The organism is Citrobacter sp. wls710 (genome assembly GCF_005281115.1).
GTDB classification, from domain to species: Bacteria; Pseudomonadota; Gammaproteobacteria; order Enterobacterales; family Enterobacteriaceae; genus Citrobacter; species Citrobacter werkmanii.
Genome location: NZ_SZXD01000007.1, coordinates 25,689 through 45,269 on the forward strand (window position 1 = coordinate 25,689; position 19,581 = coordinate 45,269).

At 53.4% G+C, this 19,581-nt stretch carries 17 protein-coding genes and 9 tRNA genes; 23 read left to right on the forward strand and 3 right to left on the reverse strand.

From position 1 onward, the window contains the following. The first annotated feature begins 172 nt into the window (after positions 1 to 172). From FDX14_RS02295 to FDX14_RS02335, 9 genes are all read left to right on the forward strand, one after another. Positions 173 to 249: transfer RNA gene (locus tag FDX14_RS02295), tRNA-Met, on the forward strand. 8 nt (positions 250 to 257) lie between these two features. Further along, a tRNA-Leu gene (locus tag FDX14_RS02300) sits at positions 258 to 342 on the forward strand. A 23-nt stretch (positions 343 to 365) separates the two neighbouring features. Beyond that, positions 366 to 440, forward strand: a tRNA-Gln gene (locus tag FDX14_RS02305). 38 nt (positions 441 to 478) lie between these two features. Further along, positions 479 to 553, forward strand: a tRNA-Gln gene (locus FDX14_RS02310). Between the two features lie 20 nt (positions 554 to 573). Further along, positions 574 to 650, forward strand: a tRNA-Met gene (locus tag FDX14_RS02315). A gap of 43 nt (positions 651 to 693) precedes the next feature. Next, positions 694 to 768 (forward strand) — tRNA-Gln (locus tag FDX14_RS02320). Between the two features lie 35 nt (positions 769 to 803). Further along, a tRNA-Gln gene (locus FDX14_RS02325) sits at positions 804 to 878 on the forward strand. 35 nt (positions 879 to 913) lie between these two features. Then, positions 914 to 988, forward strand: a tRNA-Gln gene (locus tag FDX14_RS02330). 35 nt (positions 989 to 1,023) lie between these two features. After that, a tRNA-Gln gene (locus FDX14_RS02335) sits at positions 1,024 to 1,098 on the forward strand. A gap of 104 nt (positions 1,099 to 1,202) precedes the next feature. Here FDX14_RS02335 and ubiF read toward each other — a convergent pair. Beyond that, positions 1,203 to 2,378 (reverse strand): 3-demethoxyubiquinol 3-hydroxylase, encoded by a 1,176-nt coding sequence (gene ubiF, locus FDX14_RS02340; protein WP_061381658.1) that lies wholly within the window; start codon positions 2,376 to 2,378, stop codon positions 1,203 to 1,205. Between the two features lie 147 nt (positions 2,379 to 2,525). Between ubiF and miaB the strand changes: the two genes are divergently transcribed. From miaB to rihA, 10 genes are all read left to right on the forward strand, one after another. Then, the gene (miaB, locus tag FDX14_RS02345; RefSeq protein ID WP_137348937.1) at positions 2,526 to 3,956 is read left to right on the forward strand and encodes a tRNA (N6-isopentenyl adenosine(37)-C2)-methylthiotransferase MiaB; all 1,431 of its coding nucleotides are present in this window, start codon (positions 2,526 to 2,528) and stop codon (positions 3,954 to 3,956) included. A 153-nt stretch (positions 3,957 to 4,109) separates the two neighbouring features. Continuing rightward, on the forward strand, positions 4,110 to 5,156 hold the full coding sequence (locus FDX14_RS02350; RefSeq protein ID WP_042309794.1) for a PhoH family protein: 1,047 nt from the start codon (positions 4,110 to 4,112) through the stop codon (positions 5,154 to 5,156). Next, positions 5,153 to 5,620 carry an rRNA maturation RNase YbeY gene (gene ybeY, locus FDX14_RS02355; protein WP_042309797.1) on the forward strand — a complete coding sequence of 156 codons (468 nt, stop codon included), beginning with the start codon at positions 5,153 to 5,155 and terminating at the stop codon, positions 5,618 to 5,620. Before FDX14_RS02350 ends, ybeY begins: the two co-directional genes overlap by 4 nt. A 96-nt stretch (positions 5,621 to 5,716) precedes the next feature. Further along, positions 5,717 to 6,595 carry a CNNM family magnesium/cobalt transport protein CorC gene (corC, locus tag FDX14_RS02360; protein WP_038638785.1) on the forward strand — a complete coding sequence of 293 codons (879 nt, stop codon included), beginning with the start codon at positions 5,717 to 5,719 and terminating at the stop codon, positions 6,593 to 6,595. Positions 6,596 to 6,619: 24 nt separating this feature from the next. Then, a complete protein-coding gene (lnt, locus tag FDX14_RS02365) occupies positions 6,620 to 8,158 on the forward strand; it encodes an apolipoprotein N-acyltransferase (protein ID WP_137348938.1) in 1,539 nt (512 codons plus the stop codon). Between the two features lie 358 nt (positions 8,159 to 8,516). Next, positions 8,517 to 9,425, forward strand: a complete 909-nt coding sequence (gene gltI / locus FDX14_RS02370) for a glutamate/aspartate ABC transporter substrate-binding protein GltI (RefSeq protein ID WP_003022762.1) — start codon at positions 8,517 to 8,519, stop codon at positions 9,423 to 9,425. 159 nt (positions 9,426 to 9,584) lie between these two features. Then, a complete protein-coding gene (gltJ, locus tag FDX14_RS02375; RefSeq protein WP_038638776.1) occupies positions 9,585 to 10,325 on the forward strand; it encodes a glutamate/aspartate ABC transporter permease GltJ in 741 nt (246 codons plus the stop codon). Then, complete coding sequence (gltK, locus tag FDX14_RS02380; RefSeq protein ID WP_003022757.1) at positions 10,325 to 10,999, forward strand: glutamate/aspartate ABC transporter permease GltK; 675 nt, start codon at positions 10,325 to 10,327, stop codon at positions 10,997 to 10,999. The genes gltJ and gltK overlap by 1 nt, the downstream gene beginning before the upstream one ends. Further along, positions 10,999 to 11,724 (forward strand): glutamate/aspartate ABC transporter ATP-binding protein GltL, encoded by a 726-nt coding sequence (gene gltL, locus FDX14_RS02385; RefSeq protein ID WP_042309800.1) that lies wholly within the window; start codon positions 10,999 to 11,001, stop codon positions 11,722 to 11,724. The genes gltK and gltL overlap by 1 nt, the downstream gene beginning before the upstream one ends. 116 nt (positions 11,725 to 11,840) lie before the next feature. Continuing rightward, on the forward strand, positions 11,841 to 12,776 hold the full coding sequence (gene rihA / locus FDX14_RS02390) for a pyrimidine-specific ribonucleoside hydrolase RihA (protein WP_042309801.1): 936 nt from the start codon (positions 11,841 to 11,843) through the stop codon (positions 12,774 to 12,776). Between the two features lie 106 nt (positions 12,777 to 12,882). On the opposite strand, the gene FDX14_RS02395 is transcribed toward rihA, so the two are convergent. Further along, positions 12,883 to 13,365 carry a zinc ribbon-containing protein gene (locus FDX14_RS02395; protein ID WP_006685521.1) on the reverse strand — a complete coding sequence of 161 codons (483 nt, stop codon included), beginning with the start codon at positions 13,363 to 13,365 and terminating at the stop codon, positions 12,883 to 12,885. A 235-nt stretch (positions 13,366 to 13,600) separates the two neighbouring features. On the opposite strand from FDX14_RS02395, the gene leuS reads away from it, so the two are divergent. Genes leuS through nadD form a run of 4 tightly spaced genes read left to right on the forward strand, consistent with a single transcriptional unit; the run spans position 13,601 to position 18,465 of the window. Further along, on the forward strand, positions 13,601 to 16,183 hold the full coding sequence (leuS, locus tag FDX14_RS02400; protein WP_094301018.1) for a leucine--tRNA ligase: 2,583 nt from the start codon (positions 13,601 to 13,603) through the stop codon (positions 16,181 to 16,183). A 14-nt stretch (positions 16,184 to 16,197) separates the two neighbouring features. Continuing rightward, positions 16,198 to 16,791 (forward strand): LPS assembly lipoprotein LptE, encoded by a 594-nt coding sequence (gene lptE, locus FDX14_RS02405; protein ID WP_042309805.1) that lies wholly within the window; start codon positions 16,198 to 16,200, stop codon positions 16,789 to 16,791. Beyond that, a complete protein-coding gene (gene holA, locus FDX14_RS02410) occupies positions 16,791 to 17,822 on the forward strand; it encodes a DNA polymerase III subunit delta (RefSeq protein ID WP_038638754.1) in 1,032 nt (343 codons plus the stop codon). The genes lptE and holA overlap by 1 nt, the downstream gene beginning before the upstream one ends. A gap of 1 nt (position 17,823) precedes the next feature. Beyond that, the gene (gene nadD / locus FDX14_RS02415; RefSeq protein ID WP_094301021.1) at positions 17,824 to 18,465 is read left to right on the forward strand and encodes a nicotinate-nucleotide adenylyltransferase; all 642 of its coding nucleotides are present in this window, start codon (positions 17,824 to 17,826) and stop codon (positions 18,463 to 18,465) included. Here nadD and cobD read toward each other — a convergent pair. Beyond that, on the reverse strand, positions 18,440 to 19,534 hold the full coding sequence (cobD, locus tag FDX14_RS02420; protein ID WP_137348939.1) for a threonine-phosphate decarboxylase CobD: 1,095 nt from the start codon (positions 19,532 to 19,534) through the stop codon (positions 18,440 to 18,442). The genes nadD and cobD overlap by 26 nt on opposite strands. Positions 19,535 to 19,581: the final 47 nt, after the last annotated feature.

Genomic DNA, 19,581 nt, shown 5'->3' on the forward strand with positions numbered 1-19,581 from the left:
TGTGCAAAAAAACAATTAATAACTAATAATTGCCGAATATTGCGCCATGCTGTTCGCAACCTAACCAAACAGTCACATTCCAGCTATTTTCAATGAAAAAGGGGTTGACGCTTCAAGGCTCAATACGCATAATGCGCCCCGCAACGCCGATAAGGTTACGCGAAAAAAAGATGGCTACGTAGCTCAGCTGGTTAGAGCACATCACTCATAATGATGGGGTCACAGGTTCGAATCCCGTCGTAGCCACCATCTTTTTTGCGGGAGTGGCGAAATTGGTAGACGCACCAGATTTAGGTTCTGGCGCCGCAAGGTGTGCGAGTTCAAGTCTCGCCTCCCGCACCATTCACCCGTAAGCGTTGCACGGATGGGGTATCGCCAAGCGGTAAGGCACCGGTTTTTGATACCGGCATTCCCTGGTTCGAATCCAGGTACCCCAGCCATTTTTTTCTTCGATATAGCGGTTCACCGCAACGGTTATTGGGGTATCGCCAAGCGGTAAGGCACCGGTTTTTGATACCGGCATTCCCTGGTTCGAATCCAGGTACCCCAGCCATCGAAGAATAAGTAATATATGGCTACGTAGCTCAGCTGGTTAGAGCACATCACTCATAATGATGGGGTCACAGGTTCGAATCCCGTCGTAGCCACCATATTAAGAACGTATCGACTCGTTCGGTAACGCCAAAATATTGTTGGGGTATCGCCAAGCGGTAAGGCACCGGATTCTGATTCCGGCATTCCGAGGTTCGAATCCTCGTACCCCAGCCAATTTCAAAAGTCGTCCACATTGTGGATGCGCCCGTTGGGGTATCGCCAAGCGGTAAGGCTCTGGTTTCTGATACCAGCATTCCGAGGTTCGAATCCTCGTACCCCAGCCAATTTCAAAAGTCGTCCACATTGTGGATGCGCCCGTTGGGGTATCGCCAAGCGGTAAGGCTCTGGTTTCTGATACCAGCATTCCGAGGTTCGAATCCTCGTACCCCAGCCAATTTCAAAAGTCGTCCACATTGTGGATGCGCCCGTTGGGGTATCGCCAAGCGGTAAGGCTCTGGTTTCTGATACCAGCATTCCGAGGTTCGAATCCTCGTACCCCAGCCATATTAAAAAAGCTCGCTTCTGCGAGCTTTTTGCTTTTCTGCATTTATCGCCTGATGGCGCTCCGCTTATCAGGCCTACGTATTTTCCCCGTAGGCCTGCCTGAATTACAATCCTAACGCATACTTCAACGCCTGACGCTTCAGTACGCCTGCGCGCTCTGCGGCCATTAATCCGAGATTACGCATGATACGCAGTGGCTGTAGATTGTTGCTGAATCCGGCGTAGAACAGATCCATCCCGCTCTGCATAATGAAATTATCAGTCATACGACGGTTCTGATAGCGCTTCAGCACCGGCTGGCTGGCCCAGGATTCACCGTAGCTGCGCGCATTAACCAGCACGTCAATCAGCGCATCCACATCACGGAACCCGAGATTTACTCCCTGCCCTGCCAGCGGATGAATGGTATGCGCGGCATCCCCCACCAACGCCAGCCCTGGCTGGACATATTGCAGCGCGTGACGACGCGTAAGCGGGAATGCCCCCGCCGCCACAGGCGTAACGTTGCCGAGTCGTGACGGGAAGTGTTTGGCGATCTCCGCCTGCAGTTGCGACATATTCAGACCTTGCAACTGGCGGATACGCGCTGGTGAGTCATACCACACCAGCGAGGCCCAGTTATCAAACAGCGGCAAAAACGCGCGTGGACCGTCAGGCGTGAATTGTTGCCAGGTGCTATCGCCGGGCGCGTTATCGCATTGTACGGTGATCAACATGCAGGACTGCGCGTACTGCCAGGCATGAATACCAATCCCGGCCATTTTCCGCACCTGAGAATTTGCGCCATCCGCGCCGATCACCAGCTTCGCGCTGATTTTCTCACCACCAGTCAGTTCAAGCTCATGCCGATCGTTATGTTGATGCAGAGAGATCAATGACGCCGGTACGCGCAGCGTGACTTTCGGGTGAGCTTCCAGCGCCTGCCAGAGTGCCTGTTGCAGAACCGTGTTTTCCACCATATAACCCAGTAAAGGTAACTTAAGCTCAGCGGCATCAAACATGACATGGGCATTTTCCCATTCCCACGTTTCCAGACGACGGTAAGGATGACTGCGCATACCCTGAACCGTATCCCAGACCCCCAGTCCTTTCAGCAACGACACCGAGGCGGAGCTAATGGCGGAAATTCTGACATCGGGCTGTCCATCAGCCACAAACGGCGCGGGAACGGCGTGTTCAATGACCGTTACCGTAAATCCATGCTGCGCCAGTCCAAGCGCCAGCGCGCCGCCGACCATCCCCCCGCCGACAATGGCAATTTCCGTTGGTTGATTTGTCATGTGGTCAATCATCCTGTTACATGTATTGTGTAAGTTTACAGGATTTTTTACCCCTTGAGGCTGACATCCGTCATACTGGTCACAACCGCGCCAAAGCAGTACACTATGCGCCCTGCATTTCAGCCACAATTTCGCAAGAGCAAGTCGATGACCAAAAAACTCCATATTAAAACCTGGGGCTGTCAGATGAACGAATACGATTCATCGAAGATGGCCGATCTGCTGGATGCCACTCATGGGTATCAACTGACCGACGTGGCGGAAGAAGCGGATGTGCTGCTGCTGAATACCTGCTCAATCCGTGAGAAGGCTCAGGAAAAAGTTTTCCATCAGTTGGGCCGCTGGAAGCTGTTAAAAGAGAAAAACCCCAATCTGATCATCGGTGTCGGTGGCTGTGTCGCGTCACAAGAAGGCGATCATATTCGCCAGCGCGCCCACTACGTCGATATTATTTTTGGGCCGCAGACTCTGCATCGCCTGCCGGAAATGATCAACAAAGTACGTGGAAGCACTAGCCGTAGCCCGGTAGTTGATATCAGTTTCCCGGAGATCGAAAAGTTTGACCGCCTGCCGGAACCGCGTGCTGAAGGTCCAAGCGCGTTTGTGTCCATCATGGAAGGCTGTAATAAATATTGTACCTACTGCGTGGTGCCCTACACTCGCGGTGAGGAAGTCAGCCGCCCGGCGGATGACATCCTGTTCGAAATCGCTCAGCTTGCGGCGCAAGGCGTGCGTGAAGTGAACCTGCTGGGGCAAAACGTCAACGCCTGGCGCGGTGAGAACTATGACGGCACAACAGGATCCTTTGCTGACCTGCTGCGTCTGGTGGCGGCGATCGACGGCATTGACCGCATCCGCTTCACCACCAGCCATCCGATCGAATTCACCGATGATATCGTTGAAGTTTATCGCGACACGCCGGAGCTGGTGAGCTTCCTGCACCTGCCGGTACAGAGCGGTTCAGATCGCGTACTGAATCTGATGGGGCGCACCCATACCGCGCTGGAATACAAAGCGATTATCCGCAAACTGCGCGCAGCGCGTCCGGACATTCAGATTAGCTCGGATTTCATCGTTGGCTTCCCTGGCGAAACCACACAGGATTTCGAGCAGACCATGAAGCTGATTGCAGACGTGAATTTTGACATGAGCTACAGCTTTATCTTCTCTGCGCGTCCTGGCACCCCGGCCGCCGATATGGTTGACGACGTACCGGAAGAAGAGAAAAAACAGCGTCTGTATATCCTGCAGGAGCGTATCAACCAGCAGGCCATGGCGTGGAGCCGTCGTATGGTCGGCACAATCCAGCGCATTCTGGTTGAAGGTACGTCGCGCAAAAGCATCATGGAGTTGTCAGGCCGTACCGAAAACAACCGCGTGGTGAACTTTGAAGGCACACCGGAAATGGTCGGTAAGTTTGTGGATGTTGAAATTACCGATGTCTGGACAAACTCCCTGCGCGGTATAGTGGTTCGCACCGAAGACGAAATGGGTCTGCGCATCGCAGAATCCCCTGAGTCGGTCATTGCGCGTACCCGCAAAGAAAATGATCTGGGTGTAGGTATTTACCAGCCTTAATCTTCTGGCCCGTCAGCTCTGGCGGGCCTTGTATTTCCTCCCGCAATCCCCATATTTATTGCAATGCTTGCGCCTTTTCCCTATGGCGTGAATAATTTCCTTAGATGCCGGTAAATGTTCAGCGTCCGGCGAGACATGCTAAAGAGGAACAGTTTGAACATAGACACTCGCGAAATCACCCTTGAACCCGCAGACAACGCCCGCCTGTTGAGCCTTTGCGGTCCATTTGATGACAACATCAAACAGCTGGAACGTCGCCTCGGCATCGAAATTAACCGTCGGGATAACCACTTTAAGCTGACCGGTCGCCCAATTTGCGTCACCGCTGCGGCTGATATTTTACGCAGCCTGTATGTCGATACTGCCCCAATGCGCGGTCAGACCCAGGACATTGAACCTGAGCAAATTCATCTGGCGATTAAAGAAGCGCGAGTGCTTGAGCAAAGCGCGGACAGCGTGCCGGAATTTGGCAAAGCGGTGAATATCAAAACCAAACGCGGAGTGATTAAACCGCGTACGCCAAACCAGGCGCAGTACATCGCCAACATCCTCGATCACGACATCACCTTCGGCGTTGGCCCTGCGGGTACGGGTAAAACGTATCTTGCGGTTGCCGCCGCGGTCGATGCACTTGAGCGCCAGGAGGTCCGTCGAATTCTGCTGACCCGTCCGGCAGTGGAAGCGGGTGAAAAACTGGGCTTCCTGCCAGGCGATCTGAGTCAGAAAGTCGATCCGTATTTACGTCCGCTGTATGACGCGCTATTCGAAATGCTCGGTTTTGAGAAGGTCGAAAAACTGATCGAGCGTAACGTCATTGAGGTGGCGCCGTTGGCCTATATGCGCGGTCGTACCTTGAACGATGCGTTCATCATTCTTGATGAAAGCCAGAACACCACCATCGAACAGATGAAAATGTTCCTGACCCGTATCGGCTTTAACTCCAAAGCGGTCATCACCGGCGATATCACTCAGATTGACCTGCCGCGTAGCACCAAGTCAGGTCTGCGTCATGCCATTGAAGTGCTGGCCGAAGTCGACGAGATTAGTTTTAATTTCTTCCATAGCGAAGACGTGGTTCGCCACCCGGTGGTTGCCCGTATCGTCACGGCGTATGAAGCCTGGGAAGAAGCAGAACAGAAACGTAAAGCCGAGCTGGCAGCGGAACGCAAGCGCGAAGCTCAGGAGCAGGAGCAAAAATGAGTCAGGTTATTCTCGATTTACAGCTGGCATGTGAAGACGAAACCGGTTTACCCACAGAAAGTCAGTTTCAGGGCTGGCTGGATGCGGTAATTCCGCAGTTTCAGGAAGAGTCTGAAGTGACGATTCGCCTGGTCGATGACGCGGAAAGCCACGAGCTGAACCTGACCTATCGCGGAAAAGATAAATCAACCAACGTGCTCTCTTTCCCGTTTGAAGCTCCGCCGGGCATTGAGATGCCGCTGCTGGGCGATCTGATCATCTGCCGTCAGGTGGTTGAGAAAGAAGCTCAGGAGCAAGGTAAGCCGCTTGAAGCCCACTGGGCGCACATGGTGGTGCACGGTAGCCTGCATTTACTCGGCTACGACCATATCGAAGATGATGAAGCGGAAGAAATGGAATCCCTCGAAACAGAGATTATGCTTGCTCTGGGCTATGAGGATCCGTACATTGCCGAGAAGGAATAAGCCGTCGGGCATCTGCCCGGGCTTCCCATGAAGCCATGCGCTGAGTTTACGCGCATTGAGCGACCTATTAACTAACATGAGAACCCATACGACGCCATGAGCGACGACAATTCACACAGTAGTGACACGTTAACCAGCAAAAAGGGATTTTTTTCCCTGTTACTGAGCCAACTTTTCCACGGTGAACCCAAAAACCGCGACGAACTGTTGGAGCTGATCCGTGATTCCGGGCAGAACGACCTTATCGATGAAGATACGCGTGATATGCTCGAAGGGGTGATGGACATTGCGGACCAGCGTGTTCGCGACATCATGATCCCCCGCTCGCAAATGATTACCCTGAAACGCAACCAGACCCTTGATGAATGCCTCGATGTCATTATCGAGTCAGCCCACTCGCGTTTCCCGGTGATCAGCGAAGACAAAGATCACATTGAAGGGATTCTGATGGCCAAAGATCTGCTGCCGTTTATGCGCAGCGATGCCGAAGCTTTCAGCATGGAGAAAGTGTTACGCCAGGCGGTTGTCGTACCGGAAAGCAAGCGCGTTGACCGCATGCTGAAAGAGTTCCGCTCCCAGCGTTATCATATGGCTATCGTCATCGACGAGTTCGGCGGTGTCTCTGGTCTGGTGACCATTGAGGACATCCTTGAACTGATCGTTGGTGAAATCGAAGATGAGTACGACGAAGAAGATGATATCGACTTCCGTCAGCTCAGTCGCCACACCTGGACCATTCGCGCTCTGGCGCCAATTGAGGACTTCAACGAAGCTTTTGGCACCCACTTTAGCGACGAAGAAGTCGATACCATTGGCGGTCTGGTCATGCAGGCCTTTGGTCATCTGCCCGCTCGTGGGGAGACTATCGACATTGATGGTTACCAGTTCAAAGTGGCAATGGCCGACAGCCGTCGTATTATTCAGGTTCATGTCAGAATTCCGGACGACTCACCCCAGCCCAAACTGGACGAATAAACCCGAAACTGGATCTTAGACTACATGGCATTTGCCTCACTAATTGAACGCCAGCGCATTCGCCTGCTGCTGGCGTTATTATTCGGTGCCTGCGGGACGCTGGCTTTCTCTCCGTATGACATCTGGCCTGCGGCGATCGTATCGCTGATGGGCCTGCAGGCTCTCACCCTCAACCGCCGTCCACTTCAGTCCGCCGCTATCGGCTACTTCTGGGGCCTGGGGTTGTTTGGTTCCGGCATTAACTGGGTCTACGTCAGCATCGCGCAGTTTGGCGGTATGCCAGGTCCGGTTAACGTTTTCCTTGTGGTACTGCTTGCCGCCTACCTTTCACTCTATACCGGTCTGTTTGCTGGCGTGTTGTCACGCCTGTGGCCGAAAACAACCTGGCTACGCGTCGCCATTGCCGCGCCGGTTGTCTGGCAGATAACCGAGTTCCTGCGGGGCTGGGTGCTGACCGGCTTTCCGTGGCTGCAGTTCGGCTACAGCCAGATTGACGGCCCGCTAAAAGGGCTGGCGCCGGTGATGGGCGTTGAAGCGATTAACTTCCTGCTGATGATGGTCAGCGGCCTGCTGGCGCTGGCTATCGTACAGCGTAACTGGAAACCGCTGGTTGCAGGCGTGGTGCTTTTCGCTCTGCCCTTCCCGCTGCGCTACATCCAGTGGTATACGCTTGAGCCGGAAAAAACGACTCAGGTTTCGATGGTACAAGGTGACATTCCACAGTCACTCAAATGGGATGAGGGTCAGCTACTTAATACGCTGAAAATTTATCTCGACGCCACCCAGCCTGAAATGGGCAAATCACAGCTGATCATCTGGCCGGAGTCCGCTATCCCGGACCTGGAAATTAACCAGCAGCGTTTTTTGAGCATGATGGATGACCTGCTGAAATCGAAAAACAGCACGTTGATTACCGGTATCGTAGACGCGCGGCTGAATAAGCAGAACCGTTACGACACCTACAACACCATCATCACGTTGGGTAAAGACAGTCCGTACAGCTACGACTCCAGCAACCGCTACAACAAAAACCATCTGGTACCGTTTGGCGAGTTTGTCCCGCTGGAATCGATCCTGCGCCCGTTAGCGCCGTTCTTTGACCTGCCTATGTCGTCGTTCAGCCGCGGACCGTATGTGCAGCCACAGCTGCATGCGCATGGCTTTAAGCTGACCGCAGCTATCTGCTACGAAATCATTCTTGGCGAACAGGTTCGTGATAACTTCCGCCCGGATACGGACTATCTGCTCACCATCTCTAACGATGCGTGGTTTGGTAAGTCTATCGGCCCGTGGCAGCACTTCCAGATGGCGCGTATGCGTTCCCTGGAACTGGCGCGCCCGCTGCTGCGTAGCACCAACAACGGTATTACGGCGGTGATTGGTCCACAGGGTGAGATTCAGGCGATGATCCCGCAGTTTACCCGCCAGGTTCTGACCACCAGCGTGACGCCAACCACGGGCTTAACCCCGTATGCCCGGACCGGTAACTGGCCGCTATGGCTGCTTACCGCGCTGTTTGGCTTTGGCGCGCTGATAATGAGCCTGCGCCAGCGTCGTAAATAACCTTCCTTCCTCGGGCCGGATAACGATTTGTTTATCCGGCCGACAAAACTCCCTATCTTGCCCATTCTGGCACGCCTATTGCTTTGTTATACAAGGCAAACGCCGTTTTGGCTGAATGTGCAACCTGGTCGCACCAAAGTTGAGCTTTGGTAGCACCTGAAAAGTGCAACAAGATATTTTTGCCCCCAAATGGTGCGGCGCACTTCGCAAAAATAAACAATAACACAGCAAATTCTTTACATTCATCCAAACTAAATGTTAACAAACATATACAAGACTGCACGCTTAAGTAGCAAACAATAACAACATCACAATGGGTATCAATGCGTCCCTGGCGCAGACGATAAAGGAGTTGGATATGCAATTACGTAAGCTCGCCACTGCCATGCTGGTCATGGGAATGTCCGCCGGTCTGGCGCACGCAGAAGACGCAGCACCAGCGGCAGGCAGCACGCTGGACAAGATCGCCAAAAATGGCGTTATCGTTGTCGGCCACCGTGAATCATCGGTACCGTTTTCTTACTACGATAATCAGCAAAAAGTGGTCGGTTATTCACAGGATTACTCCAACGCCATCGTTGAAGCCGTGAAGAAAAAACTCAACAAGCCTGACCTACAGGTAAAACTGATCCCGATCACCTCACAGAACCGTATCCCGCTGCTGCAAAACGGTACCTTCGACTTTGAATGTGGCTCCACCACCAATAACGTCGAGCGTCAAAAACAAGCGGCATTCTCTGACACTATTTTCGTTGTTGGCACCCGTCTGCTGGCGAAAAAAGGCGGTGATGTTAAAGATTTCGCTGACCTGAAAGGCAAGGCCGTGGTCGTGACTTCGGGTACCACCTCGGAAGTGCTGCTGCACAAGCTGAACGAAGAACAAAAAATGGATATGCGCATCATCAGCGCGAAGGACCATGGTGACTCTTTCCGTACTCTGGAAAGCGGCCGCGCCGTTGCCTTTATGATGGATGACGCCCTGCTGGCTGGCGAACGCGCGAAGGCGAAGAAACCAGACAACTGGGAGATCGTCGGCAAGCCACAGTCTCAGGAAGCCTACGGCTGCATGCTGCGCAAAGATGACCCTGAGTTCAAAAAGCTGATGGACGACACTATCGCCAAGGCGCAGACCTCAGGCGAAGCGGAAAAATGGTTTGATAAGTGGTTTAAAAACCCAATTCCACCGAAGAACCTGAACATGAATTTCGAACTGTCAGACGAGATGAAAGCCCTGTTCAAAGAACCGAATGATAAAGCGCTTAACTAACTAAAATAAATGGGAGGCTTCCCCTCCCTCTCGATTGTTACCCGGCACGGACAGACTATAAGCCTGATGGTCGTTCCCCATCAGGCCTGAAAACCGCAAAACGCCGAATAACAATCTTCGAGGGTAGCGCTGCTACCCTTTTTTTTCTGGAGTAGATTTATGTCTATAGACTGGAACTGGGGCATTTTTTTACAACAAGCCCCGTTCGGCAACACCACCTATCTCGGCTGGCTCTGGAGTGGTTTCCAGGTCACGGTCGCGTTATCCATTACGGCCTGGATTATCGCTTTCCTCATCGGTTCTTTATTCGGCATTTTACGCACAGTCCCCAACCGCTTCCTCGCCGGGATCGGCACCCTGTACGTTGAGCTGTTTCGTAACGTTCCGCTCATTGTCCAATTTTTCACCTGGTATCTGGTCATTCCTGAACTGTTACCGGAAAACATTGGTATGTGGTTCAAGTCGGAACTGGATCCCAATATTCAGTTCTTCCTTTCATCCATGCTTTGTCTGGGGCTGTTTACCGCCGCGCGCGTCTGCGAGCAGGTTCGCGCTGCTATTCAGTCTCTGCCTCGTGGGCAGAAAAACGCAGCTCTGGCAATGGGGCTGACGTTGCCTCAGGCTTATCGTTATGTTCTGCTGCCAAACGCTTACCGCGTGATTGTTCCGCCAATGACCTCAGAGATGATGAACCTGGTGAAGAACTCCGCGATCGCCTCCACCATCGGCCTGGTCGATATGGCTGCTCAGGCAGGTAAGCTGCTGGATTACTCCGCCCACGCTTGGGAATCGTTTACGGCTATTACCCTGGCCTACGTGCTGATTAACGCAGTCATCATGCTGGTGATGAATCTCGTCGAACGCAAGATCCGCCTGCCGGGCAATATGGGAGGCAAATAATGTACGAATTTGACTGGAGTTCTATTGTCCCTTCCCTGCCGTACCTGCTGGACGGGCTGATCATCACGCTGAAAATCACTGTCACGGCGGTCGTCATTGGTATCGTATGGGGAACTATCCTGGCCGTCATGCGTCTGTCCAGCTTCGCGCCGATAGCCTGGTTTGCGAAAGGCTACGTCAACGTATTCCGTTCTATTCCACTGGTGATGGTACTGCTGTGGTTCTACCTGATTGTGCCTGGCTTCCTGCAAAACGTATTGGGTCTGTCGCCAAAAACCGATATTCGCCTGATCTCGGCGATGGTCGCGTTTTCGATGTTTGAAGCCGCGTACTACTCAGAGATTATCCGGGCTGGGATCCAGAGTATTTCTCGCGGGCAGTCCAGCGCCGCGCTGGCGCTGGGGATGACCCACTGGCAGTCGATGAAGCTCATTATTCTGCCGCAGGCCTTCCGCGCGATGGTGCCGCTGCTGCTTACCCAGGGTATCGTACTCTTCCAGGATACCTCGCTGGTCTATGTATTAAGTCTGGCAGACTTCTTCCGTACCGCCTCCACCATTGGCGAGCGTGACGGCACGCAGGTTGAAATGATCCTGTTTGCTGGCGCCGTTTATTTTGTATTCAGTCTGAGCGCATCGTTGTTGGTCAGCTATTTGAAGAAAAGGACAGTTTAATGATTACCCTGAAAAATGTTTCTAAATGGTATGGTCACTTTCAGGTGCTGACCGACTGCTCTACGGAAGTGAAAAAAGGTGAAGTGGTCGTGGTCTGCGGCCCTTCAGGTTCCGGTAAATCCACGCTTATCAAAACGGTAAACGGTCTGGAGCCGGTACAACAGGGCATCATCACGGTTGATGGTACCGTGGTGAACGACAAAAAAACCGATCTGGCCAAACTGCGTTCCCGTGTGGGCATGGTGTTCCAGCACTTTGAACTATTTCCACATCTGTCGATCATTGAAAACCTGACTCTGGCCCAGGTCAAAGTGCTGAAACGCGATAAAGCGCCTGCCCGCGCAAAAGCGCAGAAGCTGCTGGAGCGTGTCGGTCTGGCGGCCCATGCCGAGAAGTTTCCGGCTCAGCTCTCCGGGGGACAGCAACAGCGTGTCGCCATCGCCCGGGCACTGTGCATGGATCCTATCGCCATGCTGTTTGACGAACCGACATCTGCGCTTGATCCTGAAATGATCAACGAAGTACTGGACGTCATGGTTGAACTGGCCAATGAAGGAATGACCATGATGGTGGTGACCCACGAAATGGGCTTTGCGCGGAAAGTGGCGAACCGGGTGATCTTCATGGATGAAGGGAAAATTGTTGAAGACTCACCGAAAGAAGAGTTCTTCGCCAATCCGAAATCGGACCGCGCCAAAGACTTCCTCGCGAAAATCCTGCACTAATCTTGCTGGCGCGCACCGCTATGTGCGCGCCACCTCACGCTTTATCTCTTCACTTCTCGAAACAGGTACAGCCCAGCGTTACCCTTGTCACAAAGTCCCACTTACAAGGAGCAACAATGGCACTTCCTATTCTGTTTGATTGCGATCCAGGTCATGACGACGCTATCGCAATTGTTCTCGCCCTCGCCTCACCTGAACTGAATGTGAAAGCAATCACCTCTTCTGCCGGCAACCAGACACCCGACAAAACGCTGCGTAACGTATTACGCATGTTAACGTTACTCAACCGTACGGATATCCCCGTAGCCGGCGGAGCCGTAAAACCGCTGATGCGCGATCTGATTATTGCCGATAACGTCCACGGTGAGAGTGGGCTGGATGGCCCGGCATTGCCGGAACCCGCTTTCGCTCCTCTGGACTGTACCGCCGTGGAACTGATGGCAAAAACCCTGCGGGACAGCCCGGAACCGGTGACCATTGTCTCCACCGGGCCGCAAACTAACGTCGCATTGCTTTTGAACAGCCACCCGGAATTGCACGCCAAAATCGCCCGTATCGTGATTATGGGTGGTGCGATGGGCCTCGGGAACTGGACGCCCGCGGCGGAATTCAATATCTATGTTGATCCTGAAGCCGCTGAGATCGTATTCCAGTCAGGTATCCCAGTGGTAATGGCCGGGCTGGACGTCACGCATAAAGCGCAAATACATCGTGAAGATACCGAGCGATTCCGCGCTATCGGCAACCCTGTTTCGACGATCGTGGCAGAACTACTCGACTTTTTCTTTGAATATCATAAAGACGAAAAATGGGGATTCATCGGCGCGCCGCTGCACGACCCATGTACCATTGCCTGGCTGCTGAAACCTGAACTGTTTACCACCGTTGAGCGCTGGGTCGGCGTGGAAACCCAGGGCAAATACACCCAGGGGATGACTGTGGTGGATTATTACTTCCTGAGCGGCAATAAGCCAAACGCCACCGTGATGGTGGACGTGGATCGCCAGGGGTTTGTCGATCTGCTGGCAGAACGTTTAAGATATTACGCGTAAAAATGTAGGCCGGATAAGGCGCTTGCGCCACCATCCGGCATATTGCCTGATGGCGATGCTGACACATCTTATCAGGCCTACAAATGACGTTTGGCACGTCTAATCATTAAGGCTCAAACGGCCTGCGCTGGAACTGATCGTGCCCGCATTTCGGGCACAGCGGCAGCACATCCGGGGTGTATACCGCTAAATGGAAGTGGCACTTCTCGCAGACCAGATTGCCCAGGCCGACCACCTCGCCGCTGTGATAAACCCCATGATGGCTGAGATCCTGAAAGACTTCGCGCCATTCGAGCTGCGTTTTATCGGTAATATCAGCCAGTTCTTGCCAGATACTCTCTTTGATAACCCGCATAAAGACGCTGTCAGTCTCCTCATCGAGACTCTCTTCATAACTCAACGCAAACTCTTCCAGGTCACGTCTGACGGCCCGGGTGACCTCTTCCACCTCGGTTCGCGTTAACTCCCCGGTCTGCATAACTCGCTGACGCGCCTGCTCCACCAACGCATCAATATCGCGTTCGCCGTTACGCAGGCGTTCGCTCAGTGAAGCCACCAGTTCGCGGTAATATTGAGCAACCTTGTTCATCACTTCACCTCCTGGGTCGTTAACTGTCTATAATAATAGACGTTATTTACGCTACGCTTTGCAAGACTGTCCACAGAGTGTGTAAATTCGTGCAAGAATTATCCTTGCGGGAATTCAACGCTGAATGCGCGAAAGGCTGTTTTGGCGCGGGCGTTTGGGCTATGCTATGCGGATCTGAAACACCACATCTAGAGCTACGTTTGTAGCTGTATTGAAAACAGGACCACTGGCTGCCATGCAAGAGCAATACCGCCCGGAAGAGATAGAATCCAAAGTACAGCTTCACTGGGATGAGAAGCGCACATTTGAAGTGACCGAAGACGAGAGCAAAGAGAAGTATTACTGCCTGTCTATGCTTCCCTATCCTTCTGGTCGACTACACATGGGCCACGTACGTAACTACACCATCGGTGACGTGATCGCCCGCTACCAGCGTATGCTGGGCAAAAACGTACTGCAGCCTATTGGCTGGGATGCGTTCGGTCTGCCTGCGGAAGGCGCTGCGGTTAAAAACAACACCGCACCGGCACCGTGGACGTACGACAACATCGCCTACATGAAAAACCAACTCAAAATGCTGGGCTTTGGTTATGACTGGAGCCGCGAGCTGGCGACCTGCACCCCGGAATACTACCGTTGGGAACAGAAATTCTTCACCGAGCTGTACAAAAAAGGCTTGGTGTACAAGAAAACCTCTGCGGTCAACTGGTGCCCGAACGATCAGACCGTTCTCGCCAACGAGCAGGTTATCGACGGCTGCTGCTGGCGTTGCGATACCAAAGTTGAGCGTAAAGAGATCCCGCAGTGGTTCATTAAAATCACCGCTTACGCTGACGAACTGCTGCGCGATCTGGATAACCTGGATCACTGGCCGGACACCGTTAAGACCATGCAGCGCAACTGGATCGGTCGTTCGGAAGGTGTGGAAATCACCTTCGACGTGAACGGTTACGACAACACGCTGACCGTCTATACCACCCGCCCAGATACCTTTATGGGTGCGACCTACCTGGCCGTTGCCGCTGGTCACCCGCTGGCGCAGAAAGCCGCCGCGAACAACCCTGAACTGGCCGCCTTCATTGACGAATGCCGCAACACCAAGGTTGCTGAAGCCGAAATGGCGACCATGGAGAAGAAAGGCGTCGACACTGGCTTTAAAGCGGTTCACCCGCTGACTGGCGAAGAGATCCCGGTTTGGGCGGCAAACTTTGTCCTGATGGAATATGGTACAGGCGCCGTGATGGCCGTTCCGGGTCACGATCAGCGCGACTACGAATTTGCCACCAAATATGGCCTGACCATCAAGCCGGTCATTCTGACCGCCGAAGGTGCAGAGCCGGATCTGTCGGAACAGGCACTGACTGAAAAAGGCGTACTGTTTAACTCCGGTGAGTTTGACGGCCTCGACTTCGAAGCTGCCTTCAACGCCATTGCTGACAAGCTGGTCGCTAAAGGCGTGGGTGAGCGTAAAGTTAACTATCGTCTGCGCGACTGGGGCGTTTCCCGTCAGCGTTACTGGGGCGCGCCGATTCCGATGGTGACGCTGGAAGACGGTACCGTGCTGCCAACACCAGAAGATCAACTGCCGGTTATTCTGCCGGAAGACGTGGTCATGGACGGCATCACCAGCCCGATCAAAGCCGATCCTGAGTGGGCGAAAACCACCATTAACGGCATGCCTGCGCTGCGTGAGACCGACACCTTCGATACCTTTATGGAATCCTCCTGGTACTACGCGCGTTATACCTGCCCGCAGTACAACGAAGGCATGCTGGATCCAGAAGCCGCAAACTACTGGCTGCCGGTGGATATCTACATTGGCGGTATCGAACACGCCATCATGCACCTGCTCTACTTCCGCTTCTTCCACAAACTGATGCGCGACGCGGGCATGGTCAACTCTGACGAGCCGGCTAAACAGCTGCTGTGTCAGGGCATGGTGCTGGCAGATGCGTTCTACTACGTCGGCGCCAACGGCGAGCGTAACTGGGTTTCTCCGGTTGATGCCATCGTTGAACGCGACGAAAAAGGTCGTATTGTGAAGGCGAAGGACGCCGAAGGTCATGAACTGGTGTATACCGGCATGAGCAAGATGTCCAAGTCCAAAAACAACGGCATCGACCCGCAGGTGATGGTTGAGCGTTACGGCGCAGACACCGTGCGTTTGTTTATGATGTTCGCCTCTCCGGCTGACATGACCCTGGAATGGCAGGAATCCGGCGTTGAAGGGGCTAACCGCTTCCTGAAACGTGTCTGGAAACTGGTTTACGAACATACTTCCAAAGGGGATGTCGCTGCCCTGAACGTTGATGCTCTGAGCGAAGATCAAAAAGCGCTGCGTCGCGACGTGCACAAAACTATCGCTAAAGTCACCGATGATATCGGTCGTCGTCAGACCTTTAACACCGCAATTGCGGCGATTATGGAGCTGATGAACAAGCTGGCGAAAGCGCCACAGGAAGACGAGCAGGACCGCGCCCTGATGCAGGAAGCGTTGCTGGCTGTTGTGCGTATGCTTAACCCGTTCACCCCACACGTTTGTTTCACCCTGTGGCAGGCGCTGAAAGGCGAAGGCGATATCGATAACGCACCGTGGCCAGTAGCTGACGAAAGCGCTATGGTTGAAGACTCAACGCTGGTTGTCGTTCAGGTTAACGGTAAAGTACGTGGCAAAATCACCGTTCCGGTAAACGCCACCGAAGAACAGGTTCGTGAACGTGCTGGCCAGGAACACCTGGTGGCAAAATATCTTGATGGCGTTACCGTACGTAAAGTGATTTATGTACCGGGTAAACTCCTCAATCTGGTCGTTGGCTAAGCGCGGGAGGAAGCGTGCGACTTCTGACAACATTGTTGTTATCTCTGGCGGTGCTGGTCACCGCCGGGTGCGGTTGGCATCTGCGTAGTACTACGCAGGTTCCACCCTCAATGAAAACCATGATCCTGAACTCTGGCGATCCGAACGGCCCGTTAAGCCGCGCGGTTCGTAATCAGTTGCGTCTGAACGGCGTTACGCTGCTTGAAGACGGTTCAATGCGTAAAGATGTGACGTCCTTACGACTGGGAGCAGTGAGTATCTCAAAGGATACCGCGTCGGTATTCCAGAACGGTCAAACGGCTGAGTACCAGATGGTGATGTCCGTAAGTGCTACCGTGCTGATTCCAGGACACGATATCTACCCCATCAGCACCAAAGTTTATCGTTCGTTCTTTGATAACTCTCAGGCTGCGCTGGCGAAGGATAACGAGCAGGACATGATCATCAAAGAGATGTACGACAAAGCGGCAGAACAGTTGATTCGTAAGCTGCCAAGCGTACATCTGGCCGACACTCGGTCCTCCAGTGCGGATGCCGAGCCAGCAGCGACGCCAGCCGCAGCGCCTGCGTCATCTCCAGCACGTGTTTCCACCACGCTGGGTAACTGATGCTCAAGTTGTACCCTGAACAACTCCGCGCACAGCTCAATGAAGGGCTGCGCGCGGCGTATTTACTACTGGGCAACGATCCCCTTTTATTGCAGGAAAGCCAGGATGCCATCCGTCTGGCTGCCGCAACGCAAGGATTCGAAGAACACCACGCTTTTACTCTGGACACCAGCACCGACTGGGGAGAAATATTTTCACTCTGCCAGGCGATGAGCCTGTTTGCCAGTCGTCAAACGCTGCTTTTGCAGTTGCCTGAAAATGGCCCCAATGCCGCCATTAACGAACAACTCGCGTCGCTGGTCACTCTGCTTCATGACGATCTGCTGCTGATTGTTCGCGGCAACAAACTGACTAAGGCACAGGAAAACGGCGCATGGTATACCGGGCTGGCGAATAACGCGGTTCAGGTTAGCTGCCAGACACCGGAGCAAGCACAACTACCGCGCTGGGTTGCCGCGAGAGCGAAACTTAACAACCTGCAACTGGATGACGCAGCCAATCAGCTATTGTGCTATTGCTATGAAGGTAACCTGTTAGCTCTGGCGCAAGCACTTGAGCGGTTAGCATTACTGTGGCCTGATGGCAAACTCACGCTGCCTCGCGTGGAGAAAGCCGTTAACGATGCTGCGCACTTTACGCCATTCCACTGGGTGGATGCGTTGCTGATGGGCAAAAGCAAGCGCGCTCTGCACATCCTGCAACAGTTACGCCTTGAAGGCAGCGAGCCGGTTATTTTACTGCGTACGATACAGCGCGAATTGCTGCTGCTGGTCAACCTGAAACGGCAGTCGGCCCATACGCCCTTACGCACGTTGTTTGATAAACATCGTGTGTGGCAAAATCGCCGTGGCATGATGGGAGATGCGCTTAACCGGCTAAATCCGGCACAGCTGCGTCAGGCGGTGACGCTGTTAACACGTACGGAAATTACGCTTAAACAAGACTATGGTCAGTCAGTGTGGGCAGAACTTGAGGGACTTTCCCTTTTGCTCTGCCATAAATCGCTGGCCGATGTTTTTATTGATGGTTGATATGAAATCATTGCAGGCTCTGTTCGGCGGCACCTTTGATCCGGTGCATTATGGTCATCTTAAACCGGTTGAAATTCTGGCGAATCTGATTGGCCTTTCCCGGGTCATCATCATGCCCAATAACGTGCCGCCACATCGCGCGCAACCCGAAGCATCCGGCGAACAACGTAAGCGTATGGTTGAACTGGCCATTGCTGATAAGCCGCTGTTTTCTCTGGATGAACGCGAACTGAAACGCGATACCGCCTCCTACACCGCACAAACGCTACAAGAGTGGCGCGAAGAGCAAGGTCCGGACGTGCCGTTAGCGTTTATTATTGGTCAGGACTCGCTGCTAACCTTTCCGTCCTGGCATGACTACCACACGATTTTGGGTAACACGCATCTTATTGTGTGCCGACGCCCGGGCTATCCACTCGAAATGGCGCAGGAAAAGCACCAGCAGTGGCTGGAGGATCATCTGACCCATTCGCCGGAAGACCTGCACAACCTGCCCTGCGGGAAAATTTACCTGGCCGAAACGCCGTGGTTTAATATCTCCGCCACGCTGATCCGCGAACGCCTGGAAAAAGGCGAGCCGTGCGACGACTTACTGCCAGGCGCTGTGCTTGACTATATCAATCAACAAGGGCTGTACCGCTAAGCGCCTTGCGTAATGCCGCCAGCAGTCGGTTATTCTCTTCCATGCTGCGAACTGCCACCCGGTAATAGCGCGTATCCAGCCCTGGATAGTTGGCGCAACTGCGGATCAAAACATATTGTTCGAGCATGGCGCGTTGCAAATCAACATTCGCCCGATCGCAGCGTAATAAACGATAATTTGCCCGGCCGGGATACACCGTCAGGCCGGACAGTGCTTGCAACTGTTGATCAAACCGCGCCCCCTCTTGCTCCAGCCATTTCCACGTCGCCTGCTGATAGGCGCTATCGGGTAAAATAATCTCGCCTGCAAGGGCAGCAAACGCATTAATTGACCACGGCATTTGTTGGCTACGCATCTGTGCAACGGCGTGTTCGTTACTGTTGACCAGATACCCCAGACGCAATCCCGGTATCGCATAGAATTTAGTCAGCGAGCGCAGCACCCAAATATGTGGATTCCCGTGCAGCAGCGGGATAAACCCCGGTTCACCGGCAATAAAATCAATAAATGCTTCATCAAGGATCAGAGTGATCCCAAGCAGCTCACAACGGGTAGCAATCTCGTGTAGCAGGTGGTTATCGGGCAGTAATCCGGTGGGATTGTTAGGTGTACAGAGAAACAGGCAGTCCAGTTCTGGGGTTAACGCATCGAGGATGGCCTCGGTAAGCTGCCAACCATCCTCTTCACGCAGCGCAAATTCATGAATCGTACACCCCCCCCATTGCAACGCCCGACGATATTCCGCAAACCCGGGCGTGACGATCATCGCATGGCCTGGCTTGAGGCCATGCACCAGGGTAAAAATAGACTCGGTCTCACCGTTTCCGGCCAGGATCCACGAGGCCGGAATCTGATGATGATCCGCCAGTGCCGTATGCAGTTGATCGTAATCGACATCCGGGTAACGCTCCGCGCTGTCCAGATTGTCGATAATCGCGCGTTTTAAACTTGCTGGCATACCCAGCGGGTTAATATTCGCGCTAAAATCCAGCAATTGTTCAGGCGAGATACCCAACAATTCGGCGGCTTCTCGGGTATTACCACCATGCGCGCTCTTCAATAAAGACATCGTGCCGCTCCATGTAAAAAAGGGTATTTTAGTGAAAAAACTCTGCG

Bases quoted from the DNA above. Each gene is read 5' to 3' on its own strand.
- leuS (WP_094301018.1), top strand. From the start codon at position 13,601: ATGCAAGAGCAATACCGCCCGGAAGAGATAGAATCCAAAGTACAGCTT.
- gltI (WP_003022762.1), top strand. From the start codon at position 8,517: ATGCAATTACGTAAGCTCGCCACTGCCATGCTGGTCATGGGAATGTCC.
- holA (WP_038638754.1), top strand. From the start codon at position 16,791: ATGCTCAAGTTGTACCCTGAACAACTCCGCGCACAGCTCAATGAAGGG.
- ybeY (WP_042309797.1), top strand. From the start codon at position 5,153: ATGAGTCAGGTTATTCTCGATTTACAGCTGGCATGTGAAGACGAAACC.
- gltL (WP_042309800.1), top strand. From the start codon at position 10,999: ATGATTACCCTGAAAAATGTTTCTAAATGGTATGGTCACTTTCAGGTG.
- nadD (WP_094301021.1), top strand. From the start codon at position 17,824: ATGAAATCATTGCAGGCTCTGTTCGGCGGCACCTTTGATCCGGTGCAT.
- gltK (WP_003022757.1), top strand. From the start codon at position 10,325: ATGTACGAATTTGACTGGAGTTCTATTGTCCCTTCCCTGCCGTACCTG.
- lnt (WP_137348938.1), top strand. From the start codon at position 6,620: ATGGCATTTGCCTCACTAATTGAACGCCAGCGCATTCGCCTGCTGCTG.
- gltJ (WP_038638776.1), top strand. From the start codon at position 9,585: ATGTCTATAGACTGGAACTGGGGCATTTTTTTACAACAAGCCCCGTTC.
- rihA (WP_042309801.1), top strand. From the start codon at position 11,841: ATGGCACTTCCTATTCTGTTTGATTGCGATCCAGGTCATGACGACGCT.
- FDX14_RS02395 (WP_006685521.1), bottom strand. From the start codon at position 13,365: ATGAACAAGGTTGCTCAATATTACCGCGAACTGGTGGCTTCACTGAGC.
- ubiF (WP_061381658.1), bottom strand. From the start codon at position 2,378: ATGACAAATCAACCAACGGAAATTGCCATTGTCGGCGGGGGGATGGTC.
- corC (WP_038638785.1), top strand. From the start codon at position 5,717: ATGAGCGACGACAATTCACACAGTAGTGACACGTTAACCAGCAAAAAG.
- cobD (WP_137348939.1), bottom strand. From the start codon at position 19,534: ATGTCTTTATTGAAGAGCGCGCATGGTGGTAATACCCGAGAAGCCGCC.
- miaB (WP_137348937.1), top strand. From the start codon at position 2,526: ATGACCAAAAAACTCCATATTAAAACCTGGGGCTGTCAGATGAACGAA.